This window comes from Mycolicibacterium llatzerense (assembly GCF_025331195.1).
Classification (GTDB): Bacteria; Actinomycetota; Actinomycetes; order Mycobacteriales; family Mycobacteriaceae; genus Mycobacterium; species Mycobacterium llatzerense.
Map to the genome: position 1 here is coordinate 246,610 of NZ_LXOV01000012.1, position 25,671 is coordinate 272,280.

Here is a 25,671-nt window from a genome sequence, read left to right on the forward strand (position 1 = left end):
AGCCTTCGGGCTCGCGGGGTACTGTGCTTTTGTGCTCCTCGACGAACTGCGCTGGTTCGTCGTCTTGGCTGAGACCGAGCACGTCACCGACGCCGCCGCAGAGTTGGGCGTCACCCAACCGACGCTGTCACGTGCCCTGGCCCGGCTGGAAAGTCAGGTCGGCACACCGCTTTTCGACCGCACGGGCCGACGGCTCCGGCTGAACGAGTACGGGCAGATCATGCTCGAACACGCGCGCCGCGGCATCGCCGAAATGGATGCGGCACGCAGTCGGATCGCCGCATTGCTGGACCCGGACAGTGGTCTGGTGCGGTTGGCCTTTCTGCATTCGACCGCGAATTGGTTTGTGCCGGAGGTGCTTCGGCAGTTCCGGGCGCTGGCTCCCGCGGTGCGCTTCGAGCTGTTTCAGGGCGCGGCACACGACATCGCGGAGCGGCTGCGTACGGGGCAGGCCGATGTCGCGATCACTTCGCCGCGGCCGGTGCAGGTGCCGTGCAGCTGGCGGGTGCTGTATGTCGAACGGTTGTGCCTGGCGGTGCCCGCCGAGCACCGGTTGGTGGGGCGCGCCAGGGTGCGCTTGAGCGAGGTGGCCGACGAGACCTTCATCGCCCTCGGGGCGGATTTCGGGCTGCGCCAGCTGACCGATCAGGTGTGGGCCGAGAGCGGCATCACGCCCGAGATCGCGTTCGAGGCCATGGAGATACCGACGATGGAGGGATTGGTCGCGGCGGGGTTCGGGGTGGCGGTCGTACCGGTGCCGAGGCCCGGCCGCGGCGATCCCTCGGTGATCTACGTCCCATTGTCCGATACTCGGGTCAAGCGCGAGATCGGCATGGCGTGGGTCAAGGGTCACGAATTGTCGCCCGCCGCAGCACGATTCGCGGAGTTCGTGAGTACCACGGCTGATCATGCATAGAACGCATTATTCGACCTCGATTAATGTATTGGACACATGATCGGCGGGCTTCCTAGCCTGCTTTCGTGACTGTTGAAGCGCCTGTCTGGACCGGCCACGTGCGCGGGTCCACCGACTATCGCAGGCTGCTCGGGGCGTTGTTCTGCGCGGGCGTCGCGACCTTCGCGCAGCTGTACTCGCCGCAGGCCGTCCTGCCGCTGATCGCCCGCAGCCTGAATACCGGTGCGGCTGCGTCGGCGCTCATGGTGTCGGCGTCCACGATCGGGCTGGCGGTCGGGGTGATCGGTTGGTCGACACTGGCCGACCGCATCGGACGGGTCCGGGCGATGTCCTACTCGGTCTGTGTCGCAACAGGTTTGGCACTGGTGGTGCCGTTCGCGCCGACGTTCCAGCTGCTACTGGCCGGCCGCTTCGCCGAAGGCCTCGCGCTCGGCGGAGTGCCCGCCATCGCGGTGGCGTATCTGACCGAGGAGATCGAAGCCGGCCATGCCGCACGGGCCGCCGGCACCTATGTGGCCGGCACCACCATCGGCGGTCTGCTCGGCAGGCTGGTGGCCGCGCCCGTGGCCGAACTCACCGACTGGCGGTGGGCCATGTTCGTCGTCGGATTGCTCTGCAGCGCAGCGGCTGTCGGCTTCATGCGACTGGCCCCCGAACCTCAGGGGTTCGTGCCGGCCGACGAGGAAACCGAGGGCTCGCTGGCGCACCGCCTGGCCGCCAACCTGCGAAACCCCAGGCAACTGGTGCTCTACCTGCAGGGCTTCCTGCTCATGGGTGGGTTCGTCGCGATGTACAACTTCCTCGGCTTCCGGCTGAGCGCGGCGCCATTCGGCTTGCCGCAGACCGTCGTCAGCCTGGTGTTCGTGGCCTATCTGGCAGGCACCTGGGCATCGGCGTGGGCCGGGGCCGCAGCCAGTCGCTACGGCCGGCGTCCGGTGCTGCTGGGCAGTGTCGTGGTGATGGGTATCGGCGTGGTGATCACGCTGAGCCACAACGTGATCACGGTCCTCGCCGGGCTTCTGGTCGCCACCGCGGGATTCTTCGGCGCCCATGCCACCGCATCGGGCTGGACCGGCCAGCTGGCCACGGTCGGCAAGGCGCAGGCGGGCTCGCTGTACAACTTGGCGTACTACGCCGGCTCGAGTGTCATCGGATGGGTCGGCGGCATCGCGTTCGACGCGGCCGGGTGGTCGGCGGTGGCCGCCGTCATCGTGCTGCTCGAGGTGGTCGCAGGGCTGGCGGCCGCTGTGGTGCTACGGGACTGAGCGCTAGTTCGCCCGCTGCTGGATTCGCTCCTTGAGCACGTCCGGCAACGCATCGGCTGGCAGCAGGCTCGGCAGGAGCTCCGGTTCCAGGGTCAGGGCGCGAAACACCAACGCGACGGTGACGTCGTGCGCCGGGCGGGACACCACCTCGATCGAGGCTCCGGCGCGCAGCGTTCCAGACGTCACCACGCGGAGGTAGGCACCGGGTACCGCCTGTGTGGTGAAAGTCTTGACCCAACCGCCGATTTCGAGCCAGGCGGCGAAGGTGCGGCAGGGGATGCGTGGCCGGCTGACTTCCAGCAGGGGACCGCCGTCGCCGATCTGCCAGCGCTCGCCGATGCGGGCGTCGTTCACCGCGAGCCCGGCGGTGGTGAGGTTCTCGCCGAACGAGCCGTTGGTCAGCGGACGGTCGAGGCGGGCCTGCCACTCGTCGAGGTCTTCGCGCGCATAGGCGTACACAGCCTGGTCGTCACCGCCGTGGAACTGTTGGTCGCCGATGGTGTCGCCGACCAGGCCACTGCCGAGGCCGCCGTGCATGGGTCCGGGCGCACGCACCGCCACCGGCTCGGACGTCGGGCGCTTGTCGATGCCGGTGGTCAACTGCGCCTTGTCGGGGTTCGGCTGTGGGACTGCCAGATTCACCGTCAGGATCGCTGCCATGCGACAAGCCTAGAGGGGCCGCGGCGTCGGTTCGCGGAAGCAAGTGGCACGGGTCACCCGCAGCCCCGAGATTTGTTGGCCCTGATCACCATTCGATCACATTTTCGATAAAGATCGCGCGCTGACCTGCATTTATGTGGGATAAGGCGCGCATGTGGGGTAAAAGTGACGGTAGTGAAATTTGTGGAGAGAGGGACCACCGGGGACGCGAGCCCTGCGTAGACCACGCAGCGTCGTGCGTCTCGGTGGCGCACGAAGAGAGGTGGCCGAAATGCGACGGATGATTGTGATGGTGGCGAGCGCAGCACTGCTGGCGACGCCCATGGCGGTGGCGGCCCCGCTGGTATCGGCGCCCCTCGCATCGGCCGACACCACCTGGACCGGCGGTACCCACCGGCAGGCCATCGACTTCGTCATCCAGCGCGCGGTGTCGCAGCGCGGGGTGCCGTTCGTCTACGGCGGCGGCAACGCCAACGGACCCAGCCTGCCTCCGGCCAATGTCACGACTGCGGCTGCCCCGGTGGCCCAGCCGGCGCCTCAGGTCGGCCTGCAACCGATGGGTGTCACGCAGCCCGCGGCCGCGCCTCAGTCCAACGCCGTCATCCCGGGCCTGTCGGGTCTGTTCGGCCCGACGCCGTCGGCGAGCGCCATCACGCCGGTGCCGACCACGCCGGGCTTCGATGCTTCCGGCCTGGTCCAGTACGCGTTCGCCGGGGTCGGCATCAAGCTGCCGCGGTCGTCGGGCGAGCAGTACAAGGTCGGCCGCAAGATCACCGCGGACCAGGCGCTGCCGGGCGACCTGTTGTTCTACGGACCGGCCGGCTCGCAGAGCGTCGCGCTGTTCGTCGGCAACGGCCAGATGATCGAGGGCACCGAGCCCTCCGTGTCGGTGACCCAGGTGCGTACCAACGGCATGGACCCGTACCTGAGCCGCATCATCGAGTGGCAGTAGCAGTTCGCCGCTAGTGCCTCGGATCCCAGTCACCTGCTGACTGCGATCCGAGGCGCAAGTGAATCGGGTCAGGCGGCGAGATCTACGGCGCCGTATTCACATCCCGGCCCACACCGATGTCCGCTCGCCGCCAACCCCCGCTGCCGCAGAATCTGAGCGATCTTCGCTGCGGTCTGACACGGCCGGTCGAATACCTGCTGGTAGCTGAGTCGGATCGTCGACCTGCCGTCGACCGCGGCATCCAGATCACGCTCGAAGTCGTTGTTCCGGGCGGCTGCCGAATCGTGAAACAGCCGGCCATCTAGCTCCACGATCAACCGCTGTCCGTATTCGATGTCCCGGTAGCGCACGCGCGACGACGAGGAAGACCTCGCCTGCCGAGTGGCTCGGGGGAGACCGTGTGCCCGCTCCACGCGATCCAGGTAACGGTGTTCAAGCACCGAACACGTCCCCTCGGCGATGTCGAGCAGGAGCGCCCGGAGCCAACGTCGGCGAGGTACTCGCAGGCGATCGTCGAGCACGCCCAGCAGGCGCTTGGCCGTGGTGCGCCGGGACTGGCATGCGTCGGCCAAGATCGCGATGGCCTCGAATTCCGTGGACTGGCATGCCACATCAAGGGCCGCCTCCTCGTAGCGCACCCGAGGCGGTCCAACGTTCCACAGCACTCGCTGATCAAAATGCGCAAGATGATGGATTCGCACGCCGTCTGGTTCGACCAGTGCGGTCCGGTTGCGGTCGACCGCGACATGGACCAGTGGACCTTCGCGGGACATGGCTGACTCCAGGCACAGAGCGGCTGGCGCGGCGTAAAGGACTGCGGCCCAGGCCCGTTGCTGCCAACTGGGCGATCCGGTGTGGTTGACATACACGCCGTCGTGGATGCGTGCCCATTCATTGCGTCTGAGCATCCGGCGTATGTAGGGGTCGTGCTGACGGGCAGCGAGGACCTGTCGCCGCGAGATGACACCCGCCTGTCGGTCCAGCACCTCGGCGATCTCCGTGTCGGCAGCCCGGTCCCCGTCGTCCACACCGTCGATCTTCGCCGCAGCGCGGGCCTGTCCACCAGATCCTCGGTCGGTCACCTGTGGATAACTGTTTACGCCTCGGATCCCAGTCACCTGCTGACTGCGATCCGAGGCGCTGACGGCGCAGTAGCCACCCCCACGCTGCGAACGTGACGTGGTCTTGACAGACTGTCGGGTATGGCACAGATAACCCTGCGTGGAAACCCCTTCAACACCGTCGGCGAGCTGCCCGCTGTCGGGTCCGCGGCTCCGGCTTTCGCCCTGACCGGTGTCGACCTCGGTGCGGTCACCAACGAGCAGTTCAGCGGTAAGCCCGTGGTGCTCAACATCTTTCCGTCGATCGACACCCCGGTGTGTGCCACCAGCGTGCGGACCTTCAACGAGCGCGCGGCGGCCGACGGTGCCACCGTGGTGAACGTGTCCAAGGATCTGCCCTTCGCGCAGAAGCGATTCTGCGGTGCCGAGGGCATCGAGAACGTCATCACCGCGTCGGCGTTCCGCGACAGCTTCGGCCAGGACTACGGCATCGTGCTGGCCGACGGCCCCATGGCCGGTCTGCTCGCCCGCGCCATCGTGGTGATCGGCGCTGACGGCAACGTGGCGTACACCGAACTGGTCCCCGAGATCGCCCAGGAACCGGACTACGACGCGGCGCTGGCCGCCGCCAAGTAACACCAGCTCTTCGACGGACGGGGCACGTGCCAGGGGCATGTGCCCCGTCCGCGTTTTTGCATCGGGCATGATGACCTGGTGCAGCTGCGATCACCGATACCGGCCTTGTCGTTGCGGGCCATCGTCGTTGTCGCCGCGTTGTCGGTGGTCGCGACGGTGCTGATCATCGGTACCTGGGTGTGGATCGGTGTCACCAAGGACCAGTACAGCCAGCTCGACCGCCGGCTGGACTCCCTGAGCAGCTTGCCGGACGTCAACACCCTGCTGAGCATCGCCAAGCAGAGCCCCACTGGGACGCCCCAGTCGGAGGGCTCTCTGGTGCGCACCGTCCGTATCGGTGCCGCCACGGTCTCGATGCCCGAGGACATCGTGCTGCCGCAGTTCGAGAACGGATACGCGAACACGACGATCAACGGCGTCGAGTACCGGGTGCGCACCGTCAGCACAGGGTCGGCGTCGATCGCGCTCGGGGCACCGCTGTCGGAGGCGCAGCGTCAGATCCGCACGCTGCACATCCGGATCCTGGCCATCTGCAGCGGGGTCATCGTCGGCACGTTCCTGGTCGGCGGCTCGATGTGGTTTGTGATGATCAATCCGTTCCGCAAGCTGGCCCAGCAGGCCCGGCAGATCAACTCGCAATCGAAACCTGAAGAGGTCCACGTGCGCGGCGTCTCGGAAGCCGTGGAGATCGCGGAGGCCGTCGAAGGCATGCTGGCTCGCATCGGCGAGGAGCAGGCCCGTACCAAGGCCGCGCTGGAATCGGCCCGCGACTTCGCGTCGGTGGCCTCGCACGAACTGCGCACCCCGCTGACGGCGATGCGCACCAACCTCGAAGTGTTGTCCACGCTCGATTTGGGCGCGGACCAACGCAACGAGGTGATCGGTGATGTCATGCGCACGCAGAGCCGCATCGAGGCGACCCTCTCGGCACTGGAACGGCTGGCACAGGGCGAGCTGACCACCGCCGACGATCTGGTCCCCGTCGACATCACCGAGCTGCTCGATCGGGCGGCCCACGACGCGGTGCGGGTGTACCCGGACCTGAACGTCTCGCTCGTGCCGTCCGCGACGGTGCTGATGCTGGGGCTGCCCGTCGGGCTCCGGTTGGTCGTGGACAACGCGATCAACAACGCGGTCCGGCATGGCGGCGCGACACGCGTGCAGTTGTCGGCGGTCAGCTCGCACGACGGCGTGCAGATCGCCATCGACGACAATGGCACAGGCGTACCGGAACACGAACGCGATGCGGTGTTCCACCGCTTTGCCCGGGGGTCGACGGCCTCGCACACGGGTTCCGGTCTCGGCTTGGCGTTGGTTGCTCAGCAGGCCGAACTGCACGGTGGCACAGCGTCTTTGACGCAGAGTCCGCTCGGCGGCGCCCGACTGCTGCTGGAACTACCCGCGCCGCATCCCGAATCCGACTGAGTCAGATGCAGGCGGCGAAGATGCAGAATCCGCCGTCAGGTTCCCAGCCGCCGTTCCAGGTGCCCGGCGGGTTCCAGCCCCATGCCGGAGGCGGGGGTGGTCCCCAGCCGGGTCCTGGACCGTTCCAATCGTGGCCGTGACCCCAGCGGGCCGGGACCGGGGTCATCCCGGTATCGGCGCTGGCAGTGCCGACGCCCAATCCCGCTGCGGCGGCGGTGAGTCCGCCGGCCACGACCAGTCCTGCAATGAGCTTTATCGATTTCATGACTACTCCATTCCTCGACTCAATCGATTGCCACAACAACGTTGCGGTTCTCGCTGTTTCTCGGTCTGTAGCCATTGTCGTTAGCCAAGCTATGTATGGCCTGTGCAGGCCTTAGGCGGCGGCTTTCGGTTCTAGATGCAGGCGCCGAACAGGCACACACCGCCATCGGGCTCCCAGCCACCGTTCCAGGTGCCCGGCGGGTTCCCATCAGGCGGGGGCGGCGGGCCCCACGCGGGCGGGGCGGGCCCCAGTTTCGATCCCGGTCCGGTGGACCCCAGTGGTGGTCCGGAGGGGGCGGTCCCCAACCAGGGCCGGGTGGTGGCGGTGGCGGGCCCCAGTCAGAAGGCAGCGGGCTGTTGCCGATGTGCGCGTCGGCACTGGCGACTCCGGTACCCGATACGAGTGCGCCGGCCGCCAGGCTGCCGGCGATCGCCAGGCCGGCAATCAGTTTCGGTGATTTCATTGTCAATCGTCTCCGTTCTCGGAGCTGGACAGAAGGGCATCGATCTCCGGTCTGATCATGGAACGCCGTCAGGTTGTGGATCAGCTGTGCCTGACGTATGTGGTGGGTCTCGATTTGGTGCGCGATCGCCGACCTGGACTCGCGGATGAACCCGGCCCTCATGGCGCTCCATACAATTGGCCGATGGCTGCCAATCCTCGGTTCCCTCGAGTCGGAACTGCGCAATGCTGATCGGTGTCATCGCCGCGCTGGTCGCCTGCTTCAGCTACGGCACTGCGTCGGTTCTGCAATCCCACGCCGCGCGTACGGCGGTCGACGAGACGACCGAAACCGGTCCGACGTTCCGCTCGACGGTGACCGCGATCCTGGCGCCGCTGTTCCTCGCCGGCATGCTGCTCGACGGACTGGGATTTCTCGGCAGTCTGGTGTCGGCGCGGCTCATCCCGCTGTTCCTGTCGCAGACCATCATGAGCGCCAACCTGGCAGTGACCGCAGTCCTGAGCGTGGTGGTCCTCAAGGCGCGCCTGCGCACGCGCGATTGGGCCGCCATCGCCATAGTCCTTGTGGCGCTGTGTGTTCTGGGATTCAGCGCGGGTGAACTCGGCACGGAGGTACCGGGCCGGCACATGCACTGGAGCGTGCTGGCCGCATCGGTGCTCGTCTTCATGTTCGGGGTCGTGCTCGTCCAAGTCCTCGGTAAGAAAGCCGCGGTGCCGGCGGGGCTGATCGCCGGGGTGCTGTACGGCGCCATGGCGGTTGCTGTCCGGATCGTCCACGGGCTCGACCCGTTTCACTGGGACGTCCTGATCTCCGACCCGGCCGCGTGGGCGGTGGTGATCGCCGGTGGCGGTGGCTTCTACCTGTTCACCGTCGCACTGCAGATCGGTTCGGTGAACGGCGTGGCGGCCGCACTTGTCATGGGAGAGACGGTGATTCCGGGAGTCGTCGGCGTTCTGCTACTCGGCGATGTGGCCAAACCGGGCTACGGCTGGCTGGTGGGGGTGGCATTCGCCACCGCGGTCGCCGGTGCGGTGGCGATCGCGATCTTCGGGGCGGCAGACGAGGAACCGGCGGTCGCCACGGCTCAGGCGTGAGCGCGTGGCGACCGTGTCGGTCTAGTCCTCTTTGCGGATCAAGCGGCCCAGGGCCTCGCGGTCCGGCGCCAGCAGTTCGTCGATCCGCGGCTGGTTGACGTCGGCCACGATGATCTCGCCGACCTCCTGGTACACGTTGCTGAACAAGCCGTGCGACTTCATCTTCTCGGTCTGGTAGATGTTGTCCTCGGTCGGCGTCACGTAGTAGACGATCTCGGACTTGAACCGGTGGATCAGCCACACGTGGATCAGATCCATCAGGCGCTTCTGCCGCAGCTTCTCGGCGAAGGTGTTCTGGTCGCGCACCGTCAGGATGTTGCGTCCGTGCCGGTCCTTGATCGGGTCGACGACGACGTTGGCCAGCGGCTCCTCGCCGCTGCCGTAGATGCCCAGATCCAGGACGTCCGAACCGGCACGGCGGGGACGCAGCTGCACGTGCAGCTGCTCGCCGATCTGGTAGTGGTCGCTCCACATGGCCAGCCACTCCTCGAGCAGCTTCTTGGGCACCTCGGTCTGGACCAGGTGCTGATGCTGGGTGGAACCGGCACCCATCGCCTTGGTGGTCGCGGTGCGGCCCGACGATGCTGCCAGCGCGGCGTCGCTGCGCGGGCCGCCGACGAGCGTTTGCGGTGTGCGGTAAGGAGATTCGACCAGCCGCATCTTGCGTTGCAGCCGGGCCAGCGCCAGCATGCCTTCTTGCCGCAGGGACGTCGCGAACTCTTCGCACGCCACACCGTCCACCTGGTGGCCGCCGTAGGTGATGAAGTTGAAGACGAAGCCCATCTTGCCGAGTTCCTCTGGGAACGCCCGCATTTCGTCATCCGTCATGCCGGTGGTGTCCCAGTTGAACGACGGCGAAAGGTTGTAGGCCATCATCTGGTCCGGGAACTCGGCGTGGATGGCCTCCGCAAATTCGCGGGCCTCGGCCAGGTCCGCGGTCTTGGTCTCCATCCACAGGATGTCCGCGAACGGTGCGGCCGCAAGCGATTTCGCGATCGCGTAGGGGATGCCGCCGCGCACCTGGTAGTAGCCCTCGGGGGTCTTGGCGAGGTCACTGTCCCACGCCACGTCCGCCCCCAGTTCGCGGGCCTTCTCCCGGGCCGCGTACAGCGACGCGCGCGCGGCGAACGTGCGCCACTCATCCGGGCTCATCGCGACGGCCTCGCCCTCCTTGGCCCGGAACTGCAGCACTTCGGCGACGGCATCGCAGTAGGTGTTGAGGCCCGAATCCGCCTGCCAGGCTTCGACGAATTTCGATTCGACCTTGTCGAACACCGAGTCGACGGACTGTCCGGAGTTCGGCTCCCAGGCAGCGGCCGCGTCGTCGATGAGGGCCGCGATGCCGTGGCTGTCCAGCCAGGCCTCGGCGGTGGCGTACTGCCCCTGGGGCAGCGCGTACAGCAGGTGCCCACGCAGATCGGTGACGCCCTTGTCGTGGAACCGCCGCACCATCGCCAGGAAACACGACTTGTAGGACGGGATCTTGAGGTTGGTGGCGCCCAGCAGGAACGGCTGGTCGCGCTCATCGGCGGCGCTGTCGATGAGGTTGGCGGCCTCGGCGTCGGTGCGCGCCACGATGATTCCCGGCACACCCATCATGTCCAGCTGGAAGCGCGCGGTGTTGAGGCGCTTGAGCTGCTCGTCCGACGGAACCAGCACCTTGCCGCCCTGGTGGCCGCATTTCTTGGTGCCGGGCCGCTGATCCTCGATGTGGTAGCCCGGCACACCGGACTCGACGAAACGCCGAATCAGGTTGCGTACGTGGGCATCTCCACCATGACCGGTGTCTGCGTCGGCGATGATGAACGGCCGGTAATCGACGGCGGGGGTGGTCGCACGTTGTTCGTCGGTCATCTGCAGGCGCAGGTACTGCTGATTGCGGTCCGCGGTCAGCAGCGCGCGCACCAGGCCGGCGGCTTCGTCGGGCACTTGGCTCAGCGGGTAGCTGGCCAGGTCGGGACCGGGGTCTTCACTGATGGAGCCCTTGGCCGAGGTGGCCCAACCACCGAGGTAGATGCCTTCGATGCCGATCCGCTTCATCACCACCGCCTGGCCGGGGGAGTACGGCCCGAACGTGGTGATGCTCTTCTTCTGCGCGAACAATTCCCGCAACCGCGGATAGAACGCTTCGGCGGCCTGCCTGGCCACGGGGTAATCGGACGGGATGGTGCCACGCTGTTCGACCACCTGACGCGCGGTGTAGAGCCGCGTGATGCCGTCGAAACGGGGGCTGTCGAAATACTCCTGCACGGCTGCGACGTTCTGCTCGAATGACGTCGCGACTGCTTCGAGGGTCATGGACTGCTCCTTGCTGAGCCTGGTTCCGATGAGCCTTCCGAGCCTATCGCCGCGGGGCGGCCGTGAATACGCGTTCAGACATTCACGTCGAACCCGAGGTTGACGTCGCAGGCCGCCCGCCCACCGCGGATGCCCCAGTTCTCGAGCGCACTCTCGCGGAGCAGGATCGTGATGTGATCGGCCGGAATGTCGAAGGCGGCCAGGCGGCCGACGATCTCCCGGTACAGCTCCCGCTTGGCATCCACCGATCGGCCGGCGAAACAGTCGATGGTCACCAGCGTGTACCGCTCGGGGTGTTCGAGGTGCGGGGCATGCGAAACCCGGTGCGGTTCATGGACCAGCAGCCGGACGTGCTTGTCGCCGACCGGGATCCGGAACGCGGCAACCAGCGCACCGTGGACGGCATCGATGATGGCGACCTCGTCGGGCTGGCTGTACTGGCGGCGGACCTCGATCAGTGAACTCGGCATGGCCCAGATCGTCACACCCGACGGCCGTCAGCGCACCTGAATTTCTGCCGCTGTGGCCGGATCGAAGCGGACCCGGAACACCGCCGGCCAGTACTTGCCCGTGACGAGAAACTGCTCATCGCCGAGATGCGCGATGCCGTTAAGCACCCCGACGTCGCCCTGCCAGGCCGGGTCGCGCAGACCGGTGGCGTACACCACCGCCGTCACGGCGCCCGTCGTGGCGTCGATCTCGATGATCTGGTCGGTCGGGAACACGTTGGCCCAGATCCGGTTGCCGACACAGTCGAGGCTGTTGAGCCCAGACACCTGAATTCCGTTGTAGGTCACGGTCATGGACCGGGTTTCGCGCATGTCGTCCACGGTGTGGAAATGCAGCAGGGCGGAACCGTCGCTACGGATCACGCGGTCGCCCGCGCGGCACAGGCCCCACCCCTCGCCGGCGAGCGGTACTTCGCGCAACATGGTGAGCGTGGCCTTGTCCCACTCGATCGCGACGCCGTTCTCGTACGTCACCTGCCACAGGTGCGCGCCGGCATCGGCGATGCCCTCACCGAAATAAGCGGGCGGCAGCGGTACGGCGCGGCGTAGCTGCCCCGTGGCGGCGTCGAGTTCACGCAATGCGGACTTGCCCTCCAGGCCCGAGCTCTCATACAGGGTCGGCCCGTCGACGAACATGCCCTCGGTGAAGGAGACGGGGTCGTGGTCGAACTGTTCGAGGACGACGGGACGCAGCCTGGCAATCTGATCGGCACCGGCGGTCGGGACTGCCGCGCAGCCCGCCAGCAGTACCGCGGCCATCAGGAGTCTCACAACGACGCCACCAGGACCAGCAGCGCCCCTACTGCCGACAGCGTCACCGCAGTGATCGCGGCCGTGTGTTCCTGCACCCAGTGGCGCATCCGCTCCAGGTCCTTCTCGGCATACCGCGAGGCCACCAGGTGCGCGAAGATCGGCGCGGCCGTGGTGGATCCGGCCATCACGACGAAATAGCCGATCGCAGTGGCCTTTTCGGCGGGAGTGGCCAAAAATGCGTCGATGGCCACGCCACCGGCGATACACGCCAGGATGAACTTCGGATTGGCGACCGCGAAGGCGACTCCCGTGACGGCCGTGACCAGTGGTGACGCGGACTGCAGCCGGGTGAGCCAGCCCGTCGCCTGCGCGTAGTGCTTGCGCCGCAGCCAGGTGACGACGCCGAGCACGATCAGCGCGATGCCGATGCCGAGCTGCAGGCGCGAACTGGTCGTGGCGGCGTGCGACTGGCCGACCGGGGACACCAGCACCACCGCGCTGATCACGACCGTCAGACCGGCCAGCCACCCGCACAGGTAGGTCAGACCGGTGCTGCGGGGCCGGTCCGAGTACAACAGGAGCAGCACCGGCGGCAGCACCGCCATCGGGGACAGCGCCACGATGAGCGCGTCGGGGAGCAACCACGTCACACCAGCCATCCTGCCAATCCCTGCCCGCCGCAGCCGCGCGGCCGGTGATCGGGCACGCTTGACCCACGATGGCACTTCTTGACGACCCCGCGGACCTGACCGCCCTGCGCGCCACCGGCGCCGACCCCGAGGAATTGCTCGCGTCGTTCGCCGAGTGGGCCGAGGCGTCGGGCACTGCGCTGTATCCGGCGCAGGAGGAGGCGCTGATCGAGCTGGTCAGTGGCGCCAACGTGGTGCTGGCGACGCCGACCGGTTCCGGCAAATCGCTGGTGGCCACCGGCGCGGTCTATTTCGCCCTCGCTTCGAATCGGCGCAGTTACTACACCGCGCCGATCAAGGCACTGGTCAGTGAGAAGTTCTTCGCGTTGTGTGACGTTTTCGGCGCCGCCAACGTCGGCATGCTCACCGGCGACGCGGCGGTCAACGCCGGGGCACCGATCATCGCGTGCACGGCCGAGATCCTGGCGAACATCGCGCTCCGGGAGGGCGCACAAGCGGACATCGGTTTGGTGGTGATGGACGAGTTCCATTTCTACGGCGATCCCGACCGCGGCTGGGCCTGGCAGGTGCCGCTGCTGGAATTGCCCGCGGCCCAGTTCCTGTTGATGTCGGCGACGCTCGGCGACGTGACCGTCCTGCGTGAGGACCTCACCCGGCGCACCGGCCGGACAACGGCGCTGGTGGCCAATGCCGAGCGGCCCGTGCCGCTCTACTACAGCTACGCCACCACTGCGATGCACGAGACCATCGCCGATCTGCTGCAGACCAAACAGTCGCCGATCTACGTCGTGCATTTCACCCAGGCCGCCGCGCTCGAGCGGGCGCAGGCGCTGATGAGCGTCAATGTGTGTACCAAAGAGGAGAAGGCGGCGATCGCCGCCCATATCGGCGGCTTCCGGTTCACGACGGCGTTCGGCTCGACGCTGTCGCGGCTGGTCCGGCACGGCATCGGTGTGCACCACGCCGGCATGCTGCCCAAGTACCGGCGCCTGGTGGAGCAACTGGCCCAGGCGGGGCTGCTGAAGGTCATCTGCGGCACCGACACCCTGGGCGTCGGCATCAATGTACCGATCCGCACCGTGGTGTTCTCAGCGCTGTCGAAGTACGACGGCACCCGCACCCGGCTGCTGAACGCCCGGGAGTTCCATCAGATCGCGGGCCGCGCCGGGCGGGCCGGCTACGACACCGCGGGCACCGTCGTGGTGCAGGCCCCCGAGCACGAGGTGGAGAACCTCAAACAGTTCGCCAAGGTCGCCGACGATCCGAAGAAGCGGCGAAAGCTGGTGCGGCGCAAAGCTCCCGAGGGCATGGTGCCGTGGGGCGAGAACACCATGACCCGGCTGGTCGAGGCCGCACCCGAAGCGCTGACGAGCAACATGCGGGTATCGACGGCCATGATCCTCGACGTCGTCGACCGTCCAGGTGACCCCTGCCTGGCCATGCGACGGCTGCTCGGCGACAACCACGAGCCGCGCAAGCGCCAGCTGCGGCACATCCGCGAAGCGGTCGGAATCGCGCGCTCACTGCTGCAAGCCGGGGTGCTGGAACGACTCGTCGAACCCGAACCGGACGGGCGGCGCTACCGACTGACCGTCGACCTGCCACCGGATTTCGCGCTGAACCAACCGCTGTCGACGTTCGCGCTGGCGGCCGTCGAGTTGCTCGACCCGGCATCGGATACCTTTGCGCTCGACGTGGTTTCGGTGATCGAGGCGACGCTTGAGGATCCGCGCCAGATCCTGGCGGCCCAGTTGAAGAAGGCCCGTGGCGAGGCCGTCGCCGCCATGAAGGCCGAAGGCATCGAATACGACGAGCGCATCGAACTCCTCGACGACATCACCTATCCACGCCCGCTCGACGAGCTGCTGGCGCACTGCTTCGAGGTGTACTGCAGAAGCAACCCGTGGGCGGCCGACGGGGATCCCGCCCCGAAGTCCGTCGTGCGCGAGATGTGGGAACAGGGACTCACGTTCAAGGAGTACGTCAGCGCTTACGGGCTGACCCGCACCGAGGGTGCGGTGCTGCGCTACCTGTCCGACGCCTTCAAGGCGCTGCGGTCGGGAGTTCCGGCCGCTGCGCGGACCGACGAGCTCACGGACATCGTTGAATGGCTGGGGGAGCTTGTCCGCCAGGTGGATTCGAGCCTGCTCGACGAATGGGAGCAGCTGACCAGTGCCGACCAGGTCGACCAGGTAGCGGTGATGGCTCCGGTGCGGCCCCTGACCGGCAACGAGCGGGCCTTCACCGCCATGGTCCGCAACGCCCTGTTCCGCCGGGTGGAGCTGTGGGCCCGACGTCGTTGGGACGAGCTCGGTGCACTCGACGCCGCGTCGGGGTGGACGGCGCCGCGGTGGGAAGCGGTGGGGGAGCAGTATTTCGCCGAGCACGTCGACCTCGGCACCGGGGCGGACGCCCGCGGGCCCGCCATGTTGATCTTCGACCGCGCGCCGGGTGTATGGCGCGTCCGCCAGATCCTCGACGACCCGGCTCACGACCACGATTGGGGGATCGACGTGGAGGTCGATCTCGCCGCGTCGGACGAGGACGGCGCACCGGTTATCAGACTGGTCGAGGCCGGGCGGTTGGACTAGCCGGGTCAGTCGGTCCGGGTGTGCATACCGTTGAGGTAGTCGCGCGCCCCACCATGAGCGGGTGGACGATCGCCGGCATGCCGCCCCAAACATCTTCAGTGGCAGCGACATCGAACCCGCAGGCCCGCATCAGCTCGATGGTGGCGCGGTTGCACCGGCAACCGCCGGCAAAGTGGCGCCATGGGCCTTCGAGTCGGTCCTGGCAGGCTGCGAGGAATCGCGAGCTTGCACGCACGTGTTCGATGAACAGCAACTGCCCGTCCGGTCGCAGCACGCGGGCGATTTCGCGAAGTGCGCGTTCAGGTTCGTCGACGGTGCACAGCACCAGCGTCGAGACGACGGTGTCCACGGACGCATCAGCCAGCGGGAGGTGTTCAGCTGATGCGTCGACGATCCACGCCCGGTAATCCTGGCGTTGCAGGCGTCGTGCGAGCCGTCGGCGCATCGCTGCAACGGGTTCGGTGACGACCAGCTCAGTGATGCCGTCGGGATAGTGCTCGAAGTTCAGCCCGGTACCGGCGCCGATTTCGACAACCTGCCCACGGGCGCCACTGAGGAGGGCTCGGCGTCGGCGCTTCATCCCCGCGACTTCGCCCAGCCAGCAGAACGGATCGTAGATCTGCGCCATGATCCGCAACCACGCCGCCGATGGTGCGGGCGTTCGGAATTCGGTGTTTTCGATCTGCGTCATGCGGCAAACCTATGGAATGCCGCGCCGTGCACGCATCCCGCGAAACGGCCATCACCCGCTGATGGCCCGTTCCGGCTATCCGCTCACAACAGTCCTCGGCGCGCGGCTTCCGCGACGGCCGCCGTGCGTGTGGTGCGGCCGAGCTTGCGGCGGATGTTGGCGACGTGGCGGTGAACGGTGTGCGGGCTCAGGACCAGATGCTCGGCGATCTCGTGATCGCTCAGACCCCTTGCGACGCAGGCGAGGATCTCCCGCTCGCGACCGGAGAGCAGGACTTGCTCCGGCTCGCTCGTGCCGCGCGGTGACGACTGCCCGGGGGCCAGTACTTCGCGGCAAGCCTCGACCACGGAATCGATATCGCCGTGCCAGGGAAAGTGAGCGCTGCCCTGCAGCGGTACCAGAGTTGCGCCGGGAATCGCGGCCGCAACCTCGCGCCCGAGCGCATATGGAATGGCGCGGTCGTCGCGACGGTGCACGACCAGGGTCGGCGCGCCGATGCCAGGAAGATGTGCCCGGACGTCGACGCGATAGACCAGATTCAGCAACGCGGCGGCGGTCTCGGCAGTCGCCGCTTCCCGCTGAAACCGGGCAAATCGCTCGTGCTCGGCGGCGTCGGCGCCGGCGAGGAAGAGGTCGCTGAGCATGCGCGAGCCGAGTCCCCAGTGCGCCCGAACCGCCGCGACAATGGCATCTGCCACGTCCTCAGTGGTGATCGCCGCCCCATCGGAGTAGGACCCGTACAGCACCATTCGCTCGACGCGCTCGGGATAGGTTGCGGCAAAAGCGATTGCGGTACAGCTGCCAGCTGAACCGCCGATCAGTGACACGCGTTCGAGTTCAAGCTCGTCAAGGAGCGCGCAGAGTGTCGCGACGTCCTCGTCGATGGTCAGATCCGAATCCCGCAGGGTGCGGTCGGACACGCCCACTCCCAGCCGGTCATAGCGGATCAGCGTGTATCCGTCCGCGACGCCTGTCCAGAAACGCCTGAAGCCCGCGCCCTGCCAGTCCAGTTCGAGGTGGCTCACCCACCAGGCCGGAGCAATGAGCGGCGGACCATTCCCGCGCACCTCGTACGCCACGCGGCGCCCGCCGCGGGGAAGGAACCGCAACGCAGACTCCGCCACCATCACCACGAGCCTACGGTGGATCGGGCAAACTGATCGCATGACCGCCCCGGAGCCCGTCAGCGGAACCCGTGGGTTCCTGCCTGCGGTGGAAGGGCTGCGGGCCGCCGCGGCGTTGGGCGTGGTGCTCACGCATGTGGCTTTGCAGACCGGCTACACCGATGGTGTCGTGGGCCGGTTGCTGGCCCGCTTCGACCTGTCGGTGGCCGTGTTCTTCGCGTTGTCGGGCTTTCTGCTGTGGCGTGGCCATGCCGCTGCGGCGCACGGGTTGCGGGCCGAACCCGAGGCGGCGCCCTACTACCGTTCTCGGTTGGTCCGGATCATGCCGGCCTATCTGCTGACGGTGGTCGTGGTACTGACCCTGCTGCCCGACGCCCGCAGCGCGGACCGGACCGTGTGGATCGCGAACCTCACCCTCACGCAGGTCTTCGTGCCGAAGACCCTCATCGCCGGGCTCACGCAGATGTGGAGCCTGTCGGTCGAGATGGCGTTCTATCTCGTCGTGCCGCTGCTGGCGCTCCTTGCCGCGAAATTGCCGCCGCGGCTGCGGGTTCCGGTGATCGCCGGGGTGGCGCTGCTCAGTTTCGGTTGGGGTTACCTACCGATTCCCGCGTACCACGGGGCCAATCCGCTGACCTGGTTGCCGGCCTACGCCTCGTGGTTCGCCGTCGGGATGTTGTTGGCGGAGTGGATGTTCCGGCCCTACAGCTGGCTGCATCAGTTGGCCCGGCAGCGGACCATCCTGATGATCGTGGCTGTCGCCGCCTTTCTGGTCGCGGCGTCTCCGTTGGCCCTGCCGGCCGGGCACCACCACGCCACGCTCGGCCAGTTCATCGCGCGGACGGCCTTGGGGGCCGTCGTCGCCGGAGCGCTGTTGGCGCCCTTGGTCCTCGGCGCTCCGGACGATCAGCACCGGGTGCTGGGTAGTGCACCGATGGTGACGCTCGGTCGCTGGTCGTACGGGCTGTTCCTGTGGCACCTCGCCGCACTGGACATGGTGCTCGCCATGGTCGGGCCGACGTCATTTCCGGGGGCATTGCCGGTGGTGATGGTCCTGACGACGACGTTCGGACTCGCGGTGGCCGCGGTGAGTTATGCGCTGCTGGAGGAGCCGTGCCGGATGGCACTGCGGCGCTGGGAAGCTCGGCGGCAGGCCGTTGTGGGCGAAGACAGTCCGGCGCAGGCCGCCTGACGGCTCAGCCGGTGCGGTGCAAGAAGCCGTGCAGCGTGGCCTGCACCAGTTCGTCGACGATCGCGTCTCGGGAGGGCGGGTTGTCACCGAACAGCGTGGGGCGAAGGGCGACCATTCCGACGATCATCGCCACCGTCGAATGTGCAGGCAGGGCAGGTTGGTCCGACGTCATCCCGCGCAGCTGCATGCCCTCGGTGCTGATCCGGCCCAGCGTCGCCAGGGCCGCTCTGATGTCGGCGATCCCGGCGCTTTCCATCTCGTCACCGAGGTCTTCGGCCGCGACCAGCGTGAGCAGCAGCCCTCGATGTTCAGCGAGTACGTCGTAGAGCTGACCGACGAAATGCCGTGCCAGGGTTTGTTCATCGGTGTCTTCGGGGCGCAATGACTGCCAGGTTTGGGCGAAGCCGTCGACGAAGTCGGTGAACGGCAGCACCAGTGCTTCGCGGAACAGCCCGGCCTTGGAACCGAAGTACCGGAACAGGAGATGCTCGGTGACGCCGGCCGCATCGGCGATCTCCCGGGTCGTGGTGCTGCGATAGTCCTTGCGGGAGAACAGGTTTTGCGCCTCGGCGAGCAGCAGGCGTCGAGCCTCGCCACGCGGGCGGCGCGGCGTGGCCGTACGCGGCGGCGTTTCGGGCAGGGTCACGGTGCAAGCTCCTCTGACTCGTCCGGCTCCCGGACGGTTCAAACATAGCGGCCCTTGACGGCGAATTTGTGGATAGTGTCTACTATCCAAAACTCTGGTCTCCACCAGAAAGGAATCGACATGGGTGCGGTCGTCATGCTCGGCACACTGTTCGGGCTGGTGGTCGTGATCTACGCCGCGGTACTGCATTTCGACCCGGAAGCCCGTCGCGGCACCGACAGTGGCGAGCCGCGATGAACTCCGGCCTGACGCCGCTGATGACGGCCGCCATCGGGTTCGCCTACGTCGGCGGACTCGCCTTCGTACTGCTCGGCGTGTACCTCAGCGTCCGACGCGGACGGCTGCATCCGCTTCTGCTGCTGTGCATCTCGGCCATGTCGTTCTCGTGGATCGAAGCCCCCTATGACTGGGCGATGTACGCCCAGTTCGCGCCGGCCATCCCGCGCATGCCGTCCTGGTGGCCGCTGAACATGACCTGGGGCGGGCTGCCGGCACCGGTGCCGATCGGCTACATGTCCTACTTCGCGCTGCCCGCGGTCATCGCGGCGGCCATCGGGCGGTGGGTGTGCCGACGGTGGCAACTGCGCCAGCCGACGACGATGCTCACCGTCGGCCTGGTCGTCGGATTCTGTTGGGCCTTCATGTTCAACGCGTTCCTCGGGGCCAGGCTCGGGGTCTTCTGCTACGGCAGGGTGATCCCAGGTCTCGGCCTGTGGGAGGGCACTCGGAATCAGTACCCCATCTATGACTCGCTGGCCATGGGCATCCAGATGATGGTATTCACCTACCTGCTGGGCCGCACCGACACCAAGGGGCGGAGCGTCATCGAGGTCTGGGCCGACAAGCGGGCGGCGACGCGCACCCAGTCCGCCGTGCTGTCCGTAGTCGCGGTCGTCGTGGTGGGAAACCTGCTCTACGGCGCGGTGTTCGCGCCGCATCTGGCGACGAAACTGGCCGGCTGGGTTACTGCCGGACCTGAGACCGAGCTCTTCCCCGGGGTGCCCAACCAGCCGATGACAGGACGGTAGATGATCGAGCAGGCGGAGTTGTACTACGACCCTTTCGATTACGGCATCGACGACGATCCGTACCCCATCTGGCAGCGGATGCGGGCCGAGGCACCGCTGTACTACAACGAAAAGTACAACTTCTATGCGCTGAGCCGCTATGGCGATGTGGCGCAGGCACTTCCGGACTGGCAGGCCTACCGGTCCGGGCACGGTACCGCGCCGGACATCCTGTTCAGCGGCATCGAGGTGCCGCCGGGCATTCTGCTGTTCGAGGATCCGCCGTTGCACGATCTGCACCGCCGCTTGCTGTCGCGGGTGTTCACGCCGCGCCGGATGTCGGCGGTGGAGGGCCAGGTGCGCGAATTCTGTTGCCGTGCCCTCGATCCGCTACGTGATCTCGACGGGTTCGACTTCGTGACGCAGCTCGGTGCCGTCCTGGCGATGCGGACCATCGGCTATCTGCTGGGCATCCCCGAGTCCGATCAACAGGTGATCCGGGACGGCACGGACGAGCGCATCACCGTCGGCTCCGACGGCAGCGCCGGCGACATCAGTACGACGATCTTCCAGGATTCGATGGCAGCTTTCGTCGAGTACATCGACTGGCGGGCCCGTCATCCCTCCGACGACCTGATGACCGATCTGCTCACCGCCGAGGTGGAGGGCGCCGACGGGGAGTTGCGGCCGCTGGAACGCGGCGAGGTGTTGGCCTACACCACGATGATTGCCGGCGCCGGCAATGAAACCAGTGCCCGGCTCATCGGATTCATGGGTCAACTGCTGGGCGAACACCCCGATCAACGCCGCGGACTCGTGGCGAACCCGGCTCTGATTCCGGCGGCGGTCGAGGAGAGCCTGCGGTTCGAGGCGCCATCCCCGGTGCAGGCCCGGTACGTCGCGCGCGATGTCGACTGGCACGGGCAGCGCGTGGCCGAAGGCTCGTACCTGTTGCTGCTCAACGGGTCGGCGAACCGGGACGATCGGCAATTCGCCGATCCCGATCGCTACGACATCCATCGCAAGACCGGTCACCTCAGTTTCGGTCAGGGCATCCACTTCTGCCTCGGCGCCGCGTTGGCCCGCCTGGAAGCCCGCGTCGCGTTCGAGGAGGTGTTCAAGCGGTGGACTGACTGGCAGGTCGACTATGCGAACGCGCAGCGCGCCCGGACCTCGAGCGTGCGCGGCTGGGCGCGGATGCCCGTGCGAACGGATTCAGGACATCGGTGACGGCGCCGAACGCAACGCTGTCTGGGTGCGAATCACCGCCTGGACAGCCCATCTCCGCACGACCCGCCGCCGAGCGACTGTGAAACCCACCGGTATGGCGATATTGTCACGCGTCCACGTGACGATCGGGTTGCGCGAAAAAGCGACCCGGGTCGCCAGGCCGGTGGCAGCGACGACGCGCCGGGCCGGCGGACGGCGTTCGCGCTCGTAGGAGTCCACGAGACTCTCGGGCGCGTGTCCCGTTGCCACCAGGGCGAGTTTGGCCGCAAGGTTCTCGGCGTCGGCGATGCCCATGTTCATGCCCTGGCCGCCGAGTGGACTGTGTACGTGGGCTGCATCGCCGGCCAGCAATATGCGCCCACTGCGGTAGGTCCGCGCGACGCGTTGATTGATGACGAACCGCGACGTCCAGTCGATGCCGGTAAGCCGGACATCGTCGCTGGCCTGTGTGTGCAGAAAATGCAAGAAGTGTTCGGCGATGTCGGGAGGTTCGGCATCGTGCGGGACCTCGGTGACCAGGCGCCACAGGTCGTCGTTTGCGCCTGGCAGCGGGAACATTGCGACTGTGGCAGTTCTGCTCAGCCAGACATGCACAGCCTCACGGTCTGCCGGCAGGTCCAGATGAAGGTCCGCGAGCAGCAGCCGTTCGGCGACAGCGGATCCGCTGAAGGGGATGCCGGCAATCTTGCGTACCTGGCTATGGGCGCCGTCGCAGCCGATCAGCCAGTCGGCTTCGTAGCTTTGGCTCGAATTCAATTGCACCACAACGCCGTCCGTGTCACCAGCTCCGCCGGTGACTGCAGTCGACCACTCGACCGCCCCACCGAGTTGCGAGAGCCGTTCCCGCAGCCGGTGTTCGAGCTCGACCTGTGAAACCATCGAGATGGGCGGCTGGCCGTCGGGCAGAAGTTCGTCCAGCCCGTCGAGCTCATGCGTCTTGCCGCCGGCACGATAGACCGCCCGCCGCACCGGCATGATTCGGTCAGGCAGATCCCCAAGTGCGCCAAGCCGTTGGAGCACGCCGAGGGTCGGCGACCACACCCCGATCGCTCTCGAAGTCGTTGCGGGGCCATCTGCCGCATCGACGATCCTGACGTCGACCCCGCGCTGGAGCAATGCGCATGCTGCCGTGAGTCCCGTCGGCCCGGCCCCTGCGATCAGAACCGTCATCGTTTCCTCCCGGCGGCAGTCTCTGCGACACTACCGCCGGATTCCACGACCTACAGTGGCAGAGTGCGATTCAAGCGCCAGGGGCCGCTGGGCCAGATGAACGCCGCGGTGGCGGATCTCGAATTGCCGCCCGCAGTGTTCAAGACCTGCCCTTGGCAGCCACGGGATCTCGTGGCGGAGGGCCTGCGACAGTGGCTGCGATGTTGCGGGGCTGCCATGCGGGACGGTCAGGTGATCGGCATGCCGTCGCACGCCGTCGATGAGGCTTGGCATGGCCTGATCCTTTGTACGGCAAGGTATTCGGCGTTCTGCGATAGTGCCTACGGCCAGTTCCTTCATCATCACCCCGAGGGCGGCGCACCCGCAGATGCGGTGGCCGAGCCGATGCACGAGCAGCTCCGGCGCACGGTCATCGCCTGGGAAAAGGTCGCCGGACCCGACGAGGTCTGCGTGCTGTGGGATCTCGACGAGCAGGTCGGAGTCGACGAGCCGTGGGGGATCGGGGCGACTCGGGTCGACGAAATTCGGTCGGCATACCGGGCCATGCAGGTCCGAACAAGGTGACGGAGGCCCGCTCACGCGATAGCCTGACCCGTTACGGAAGCCGGTTGACAGAACGGACGAGCATTTGAAGACCGAACGACAGCGTTTCCGACCGCCGATGATCGTCGGCGGCATTCTGCTTGCCGGCGCGTTCGCCGCGGCCGGTCCGGCTGCGGCGGACCCTGCCACGCCGACGACACCTGCACCGGGCCAGCCCGTCGTGGAGCCCGCAGGCGGCCCCAGCGGCCCGGTGGCCGCGCCGCCGATCGGAGCTCCGACAGTCCCCGAGATCGAGAACCCGACCTACGGCGCCGGAAGTACCCCGGGCCAGTTGGGGTACCTGCGGGACATCTGGCACACCTTCCACAGCGGTAACCCGATCGAGGCGCTCACCATGCCGCCCGAGGAAGCGCCCGGAGCACCACCCAATGCGGGGCCGGCGCCCAAACTGCCGCCCGGCTTCATCTCGCTGACCGATCCGGCGTCATCGAACCCGATCGTCGACACCGGACCCAAGACCGGCGGACCCGCGCTGCCTCCCGGCTACTACCCGTTGAACGGCCCGCCACCGCCCGGGTACTACGACCCGAAGCCCGGTTCGGCGCCGGCGCCCGGTGGCCCTGACGCGGCGCCGCCGCAGTCCGGATTTGTGGCCACCCCATCGCAGTGAGGGTTCGGCGTAATGTGATTACATACGCTAAGTAATCGCAGTCGACGCAGGGGAGCACATGACCTCGATCAAGAAGACCTTGTCTGCCGCAGCCATCGCGGGATCGCTCGCCGCAGCCGCGCTGGGCTTCGGGATGCCGCTGGCCGCGGCTCAGCCGCCGCCACCTGCGCCCGGGCAGGGCGAGGAGGTCCCGCCGTGGGCGCCGAAGAAGCCGGCTGAGGTCTGGAATGGGCAGCCAGTCGTGTGGACCTCGGCCTGGGGTGGTCGCTGGGGTGTGTGGATCAACGACGGCTTCATCACGCTGACGTCGAACCCGGTCACCAACGGCGGATAACCGCTGCCGTCACCATCGCGCCGCGACGTTGGTGCCGATCTGATTGGCGACTTGGACCGCCGTGTCCGCCGGGTCGGGACTGCACGTGTTGATGTCGATGACGACGTTGTTCTTGTGCGCCAAGGCGCGGCCGCACGCCCAGCCGGGTGCGGCCGCGTCTTGTTCGGTCGAGACCACGCTGAGAATGTCGTGGGCGTTGGTGATCGGCCCGACGGTCCACTGCGACTGACTCTGCGTGTGGGTGTACTGCTTGCACGCCGGCCACAGCTGCGCTGACGCGTTGAAGAACTCCTGCGCTTTGTCCTGTGTCGGAAACAGGACCACGGCCTGTTTCAGGTAGTGGGTGAACTTGTCCCCGTCGTTCATGCTCTGCTCGCGCTCGGCCCAGAACCCGCTGCTCGCGTACACGGCGGCTTCGGCCGCACCGTCGATGGCGAGGCACTCCGGTGGTGCCATCGTGCTGCTGTTGTCCGACATGGTCGCCTGGGCGCCGAGCACGGCCATGGCCGTCGAACCCATCGTCGCGTTCACTTGCTCGGGGTTCAGCAGCAGCCCGTCGAGTTCCCGTTCGACCAGTGGCCGGGGCACCATCGGCGGCGTGGTCACCGGCACGGCCTTGCCCTGCGTACTGCCACAGCCCGCGGTCAGAACACCAACCACGACAACAGTGACTATGCCTACTGAGCTGCGCATACACCCTCCCGTCGCGGCAGCGGCGACTTACTGACGCACCACGCTGTCCTCCACAGCGCGGCACTCCAACATTTCTATTGTGGCGTCAATTGGGGCCGGGCCGCCCCTGCTCGACGGTGTTTCGCGGTAACGATGAACGATGTTCTTGATAACAGGTTCGCCGCGACGCTGCAGGGCAAAGGTCAGTTCGACACGTCGAGGATCTTGATCGCGAAGACCAGCGAGTCGCCCTTTTCGATGCCTGCGCTCGGCTGGCCGTCGGGGTAGCCGTCGGCTGAGGTCATCGCGACCGCGACCGTGGAGCCGACCTTCTGGCCGGCGATGGCCTTCTGGAAACCGGGCACGACGCGCATGAGCGAGAAGGTGGCCGGGGCGCCGCGGTCGTACGCGCTGTCGAACTTCGATCCGTCCCGGCCGTTGAAGCCCGCGTAGCAGACGGAGACCGTCGCGGTTTCGGGGACGACGGGCCCGGTGCCGGCCTTCAGCGTCTGCACCTGGGTCTGATTCACGCTGAACGGGCCCTTGACCGTGACGACCGGGGCGGCGCTGTCGGTGGAGCCGGTGACCGCGACGCTGCCGGTGGCGCCGTTGAGCGTCCACTCGGGCGCGCCGCCCTGTCCCTCGGCCATCGGGCAGCTGCGGGCGGCCGCTGTCGTGGAGTTGTCCAGGGCTGTGACCGGGCTCGGGGTCGTCGTCACCAGCGGTGCCTGGGTCGTGGTCGCCGCTGCCGGCTTTTCGTCGGAGCCACAGGCGGTCAGGGCGACGGCCAGTGATGCGGCGCAGGCGGTCAGTGCAACAGAGGAGGACACGCGGGAGAAGTTCATCGTTGCCAC

At 67.2% G+C, this 25,671-nt stretch carries 26 protein-coding genes; 13 read left to right on the plus strand and 13 right to left on the minus strand.

Annotation, left to right across the window (positions count from 1 at the left end; all coding sequences use genetic code 11):
• Nucleotides 1–31 precede the first annotated feature (31 nt).
• Together A7G45_RS16085 and A7G45_RS16090 are read left to right on the plus strand one after the other, a co-directional pair.
• The gene (locus A7G45_RS16085) at nucleotides 32–916 is read left to right on the plus strand and encodes a LysR family transcriptional regulator (protein WP_260938556.1); all 885 of its coding nucleotides are present in this window, start codon (nucleotides 32–34) and stop codon (nucleotides 914–916) included.
• Between the two features lie 65 nt (nucleotides 917–981).
• Entirely contained in the window at nucleotides 982–2,181 is a 1,200-nt protein-coding gene (locus A7G45_RS16090; protein ID WP_260938557.1) for an MFS transporter, read from the plus strand.
• 3 nt (nucleotides 2,182–2,184) lie between these two features.
• On the opposite strand, the gene A7G45_RS16095 is transcribed toward A7G45_RS16090, so the two are convergent.
• Nucleotides 2,185–2,841 carry an MOSC domain-containing protein gene (locus A7G45_RS16095; protein WP_260938558.1) on the minus strand — a complete coding sequence of 219 codons (657 nt, stop codon included), beginning with the start codon at nucleotides 2,839–2,841 and terminating at the stop codon, nucleotides 2,185–2,187.
• 271 nt (nucleotides 2,842–3,112) lie between these two features.
• Here A7G45_RS16095 and ripD point away from each other — a divergent pair, with 271 nt between their 5' ends.
• Nucleotides 3,113–3,793 (plus strand): NlpC/P60 family peptidoglycan-binding protein RipD, encoded by a 681-nt coding sequence (gene ripD / locus A7G45_RS16100; protein ID WP_260938559.1) that lies wholly within the window; start codon nucleotides 3,113–3,115, stop codon nucleotides 3,791–3,793.
• A gap of 68 nt (nucleotides 3,794–3,861) precedes the next feature.
• Here the strand turns inward: ripD and A7G45_RS16105 are convergent, their stop codons facing one another.
• Entirely contained in the window at nucleotides 3,862–4,821 is a 960-nt protein-coding gene (locus A7G45_RS16105) for a type IV toxin-antitoxin system AbiEi family antitoxin domain-containing protein (RefSeq protein ID WP_260939728.1), read from the minus strand.
• Between the two features lie 174 nt (nucleotides 4,822–4,995).
• On the opposite strand from A7G45_RS16105, the gene tpx reads away from it, so the two are divergent.
• Both tpx and A7G45_RS16115 read left to right on the plus strand, forming a co-directional pair.
• Nucleotides 4,996–5,490 (plus strand): thiol peroxidase, encoded by a 495-nt coding sequence (gene tpx, locus A7G45_RS16110; RefSeq protein ID WP_133760643.1) that lies wholly within the window; start codon nucleotides 4,996–4,998, stop codon nucleotides 5,488–5,490.
• 78 nt (nucleotides 5,491–5,568) lie between these two features.
• Nucleotides 5,569–6,915: a sensor histidine kinase gene (locus A7G45_RS16115; protein WP_308204114.1), complete on the plus strand. Its 1,347-nt coding sequence runs from the start codon at nucleotides 5,569–5,571 to the stop codon at nucleotides 6,913–6,915.
• 1 nt (nucleotide 6,916) lies between these two features.
• Here A7G45_RS16115 and A7G45_RS16120 read toward each other — a convergent pair whose 3' ends face one another.
• Complete coding sequence (locus A7G45_RS16120; RefSeq protein ID WP_260938560.1) at nucleotides 6,917–7,180, minus strand: hypothetical protein; 264 nt, start codon at nucleotides 7,178–7,180, stop codon at nucleotides 6,917–6,919.
• A gap of 687 nt (nucleotides 7,181–7,867) precedes the next feature.
• On the opposite strand from A7G45_RS16120, the gene A7G45_RS16125 reads away from it, so the two are divergent.
• The gene (locus A7G45_RS16125) at nucleotides 7,868–8,737 is read left to right on the plus strand and encodes a DMT family transporter (protein WP_260938561.1); all 870 of its coding nucleotides are present in this window, start codon (nucleotides 7,868–7,870) and stop codon (nucleotides 8,735–8,737) included.
• Between the two features lie 21 nt (nucleotides 8,738–8,758).
• Here A7G45_RS16125 and aceA read toward each other — a convergent pair whose 3' ends face one another.
• From aceA to A7G45_RS16145, 4 genes are all read right to left on the minus strand, one after another.
• Nucleotides 8,759–11,035, minus strand: a complete 2,277-nt coding sequence (gene aceA / locus A7G45_RS16130) for an isocitrate lyase ICL2 (RefSeq protein ID WP_043392103.1) — start codon at nucleotides 11,033–11,035, stop codon at nucleotides 8,759–8,761.
• Between the two features lie 74 nt (nucleotides 11,036–11,109).
• Complete coding sequence (locus A7G45_RS16135; RefSeq protein WP_260938562.1) at nucleotides 11,110–11,505, minus strand: tautomerase family protein; 396 nt, start codon at nucleotides 11,503–11,505, stop codon at nucleotides 11,110–11,112.
• A gap of 27 nt (nucleotides 11,506–11,532) precedes the next feature.
• Nucleotides 11,533–12,315 (minus strand): glutaminyl-peptide cyclotransferase, encoded by a 783-nt coding sequence (locus tag A7G45_RS16140; RefSeq protein ID WP_260938563.1) that lies wholly within the window; start codon nucleotides 12,313–12,315, stop codon nucleotides 11,533–11,535.
• Complete coding sequence (locus tag A7G45_RS16145) at nucleotides 12,312–12,947, minus strand: GAP family protein (protein ID WP_260938564.1); 636 nt, start codon at nucleotides 12,945–12,947, stop codon at nucleotides 12,312–12,314. Before A7G45_RS16145 ends, A7G45_RS16140 begins: the two co-directional genes overlap by 4 nt.
• A 68-nt stretch (nucleotides 12,948–13,015) precedes the next feature.
• Here A7G45_RS16145 and A7G45_RS16150 point away from each other — a divergent pair, with 68 nt between their 5' ends.
• Nucleotides 13,016–15,538: a DEAD/DEAH box helicase gene (locus A7G45_RS16150; RefSeq protein WP_260938565.1), complete on the plus strand. Its 2,523-nt coding sequence runs from the start codon at nucleotides 13,016–13,018 to the stop codon at nucleotides 15,536–15,538.
• On the opposite strand, the gene A7G45_RS16155 is transcribed toward A7G45_RS16150, so the two are convergent.
• The gene (locus A7G45_RS16155; protein ID WP_260938566.1) at nucleotides 15,507–16,229 is read right to left on the minus strand and encodes a class I SAM-dependent methyltransferase; all 723 of its coding nucleotides are present in this window, start codon (nucleotides 16,227–16,229) and stop codon (nucleotides 15,507–15,509) included. The two genes, A7G45_RS16150 and A7G45_RS16155, sit on opposite strands and share 32 nt — an antisense overlap.
• A gap of 83 nt (nucleotides 16,230–16,312) precedes the next feature.
• Nucleotides 16,313–17,356 (minus strand): alpha/beta fold hydrolase, encoded by a 1,044-nt coding sequence (locus tag A7G45_RS16160; RefSeq protein WP_260939732.1) that lies wholly within the window; start codon nucleotides 17,354–17,356, stop codon nucleotides 16,313–16,315.
• A gap of 37 nt (nucleotides 17,357–17,393) precedes the next feature.
• Between A7G45_RS16160 and A7G45_RS16165 the strand changes: the two genes are divergently transcribed.
• Nucleotides 17,394–18,545 carry an acyltransferase family protein gene (locus A7G45_RS16165; RefSeq protein ID WP_260938567.1) on the plus strand — a complete coding sequence of 384 codons (1,152 nt, stop codon included), beginning with the start codon at nucleotides 17,394–17,396 and terminating at the stop codon, nucleotides 18,543–18,545.
• Nucleotides 18,546–18,549: 4 nt separating this feature from the next.
• Here the strand turns inward: A7G45_RS16165 and A7G45_RS16170 are convergent, their stop codons facing one another.
• Nucleotides 18,550–19,185, minus strand: a complete 636-nt coding sequence (locus A7G45_RS16170) for a TetR/AcrR family transcriptional regulator (protein WP_260939734.1) — start codon at nucleotides 19,183–19,185, stop codon at nucleotides 18,550–18,552.
• Between the two features lie 239 nt (nucleotides 19,186–19,424).
• On the opposite strand from A7G45_RS16170, the gene A7G45_RS16175 reads away from it, so the two are divergent.
• Entirely contained in the window at nucleotides 19,425–20,219 is a 795-nt protein-coding gene (locus A7G45_RS16175) for a spirocyclase AveC family protein (RefSeq protein ID WP_260938568.1), read from the plus strand.
• A complete protein-coding gene (locus A7G45_RS16180) occupies nucleotides 20,220–21,428 on the plus strand; it encodes a cytochrome P450 (protein WP_260938569.1) in 1,209 nt (402 codons plus the stop codon).
• On the opposite strand, the gene A7G45_RS16185 is transcribed toward A7G45_RS16180, so the two are convergent.
• The gene (locus A7G45_RS16185; RefSeq protein ID WP_260938570.1) at nucleotides 21,414–22,598 is read right to left on the minus strand and encodes an FAD-dependent oxidoreductase; all 1,185 of its coding nucleotides are present in this window, start codon (nucleotides 22,596–22,598) and stop codon (nucleotides 21,414–21,416) included. The genes A7G45_RS16180 and A7G45_RS16185 overlap by 15 nt on opposite strands.
• A 63-nt stretch (nucleotides 22,599–22,661) precedes the next feature.
• Between A7G45_RS16185 and A7G45_RS16190 the strand changes: the two genes are divergently transcribed.
• The 3 genes from A7G45_RS16190 to A7G45_RS16200 all read left to right on the plus strand — a co-directional run bounded on the left by A7G45_RS16190 (nucleotide 22,662) and on the right by A7G45_RS16200 (nucleotide 24,145).
• Nucleotides 22,662–23,162 (plus strand): UCP032817 domain-containing protein, encoded by a 501-nt coding sequence (locus tag A7G45_RS16190; protein WP_377042004.1) that lies wholly within the window; start codon nucleotides 22,662–22,664, stop codon nucleotides 23,160–23,162.
• 64 nt (nucleotides 23,163–23,226) lie between these two features.
• Complete coding sequence (locus tag A7G45_RS16195) at nucleotides 23,227–23,811, plus strand: hypothetical protein (RefSeq protein WP_308204115.1); 585 nt, start codon at nucleotides 23,227–23,229, stop codon at nucleotides 23,809–23,811.
• Nucleotides 23,812–23,869: 58 nt separating this feature from the next.
• Complete coding sequence (locus A7G45_RS16200) at nucleotides 23,870–24,145, plus strand: hypothetical protein (protein WP_260938571.1); 276 nt, start codon at nucleotides 23,870–23,872, stop codon at nucleotides 24,143–24,145.
• Between the two features lie 9 nt (nucleotides 24,146–24,154).
• On the opposite strand, the gene A7G45_RS16205 is transcribed toward A7G45_RS16200, so the two are convergent.
• Together A7G45_RS16205 and A7G45_RS16210 are read right to left on the minus strand one after the other, a co-directional pair.
• Nucleotides 24,155–24,838 (minus strand): sensor domain-containing protein, encoded by a 684-nt coding sequence (locus tag A7G45_RS16205; protein ID WP_260938572.1) that lies wholly within the window; start codon nucleotides 24,836–24,838, stop codon nucleotides 24,155–24,157.
• A gap of 182 nt (nucleotides 24,839–25,020) precedes the next feature.
• Complete coding sequence (locus A7G45_RS16210; protein WP_260938573.1) at nucleotides 25,021–25,662, minus strand: FKBP-type peptidyl-prolyl cis-trans isomerase; 642 nt, start codon at nucleotides 25,660–25,662, stop codon at nucleotides 25,021–25,023.
• Nucleotides 25,663–25,671 lie beyond the last annotated feature (9 nt).

Bases quoted from the DNA above. Each gene is read 5' to 3' on its own strand.
- A7G45_RS16120 (WP_260938560.1), bottom strand. From the start codon at position 7,180: ATGAAATCGATAAAGCTCATTGCAGGACTGGTCGTGGCCGGCGGACTC.
- A7G45_RS16200 (WP_260938571.1), top strand. From the start codon at position 23,870: ATGACCTCGATCAAGAAGACCTTGTCTGCCGCAGCCATCGCGGGATCG.
- A7G45_RS16135 (WP_260938562.1), bottom strand. From the start codon at position 11,505: ATGCCGAGTTCACTGATCGAGGTCCGCCGCCAGTACAGCCAGCCCGAC.
- A7G45_RS16155 (WP_260938566.1), bottom strand. From the start codon at position 16,229: ATGACGCAGATCGAAAACACCGAATTCCGAACGCCCGCACCATCGGCG.
- A7G45_RS16165 (WP_260938567.1), top strand. From the start codon at position 17,394: ATGACCGCCCCGGAGCCCGTCAGCGGAACCCGTGGGTTCCTGCCTGCG.
- A7G45_RS16095 (WP_260938558.1), bottom strand. From the start codon at position 2,841: ATGGCAGCGATCCTGACGGTGAATCTGGCAGTCCCACAGCCGAACCCC.
- ripD (WP_260938559.1), top strand. From the start codon at position 3,113: ATGCGACGGATGATTGTGATGGTGGCGAGCGCAGCACTGCTGGCGACG.
- A7G45_RS16160 (WP_260939732.1), bottom strand. From the start codon at position 17,356: ATGGTGGCGGAGTCTGCGTTGCGGTTCCTTCCCCGCGGCGGGCGCCGC.
- A7G45_RS16150 (WP_260938565.1), top strand. From the start codon at position 13,016: ATGGCACTTCTTGACGACCCCGCGGACCTGACCGCCCTGCGCGCCACC.
- A7G45_RS16175 (WP_260938568.1), top strand. From the start codon at position 19,425: ATGAACTCCGGCCTGACGCCGCTGATGACGGCCGCCATCGGGTTCGCC.
- tpx (WP_133760643.1), top strand. From the start codon at position 4,996: ATGGCACAGATAACCCTGCGTGGAAACCCCTTCAACACCGTCGGCGAG.
- A7G45_RS16205 (WP_260938572.1), bottom strand. From the start codon at position 24,838: ATGCGCAGCTCAGTAGGCATAGTCACTGTTGTCGTGGTTGGTGTTCTG.
- A7G45_RS16180 (WP_260938569.1), top strand. From the start codon at position 20,220: ATGATCGAGCAGGCGGAGTTGTACTACGACCCTTTCGATTACGGCATC.
- aceA (WP_043392103.1), bottom strand. From the start codon at position 11,035: ATGACCCTCGAAGCAGTCGCGACGTCATTCGAGCAGAACGTCGCAGCC.
- A7G45_RS16125 (WP_260938561.1), top strand. From the start codon at position 7,868: ATGCTGATCGGTGTCATCGCCGCGCTGGTCGCCTGCTTCAGCTACGGC.
- A7G45_RS16185 (WP_260938570.1), bottom strand. From the start codon at position 22,598: ATGACGGTTCTGATCGCAGGGGCCGGGCCGACGGGACTCACGGCAGCA.
- A7G45_RS16210 (WP_260938573.1), bottom strand. From the start codon at position 25,662: ATGAACTTCTCCCGCGTGTCCTCCTCTGTTGCACTGACCGCCTGCGCC.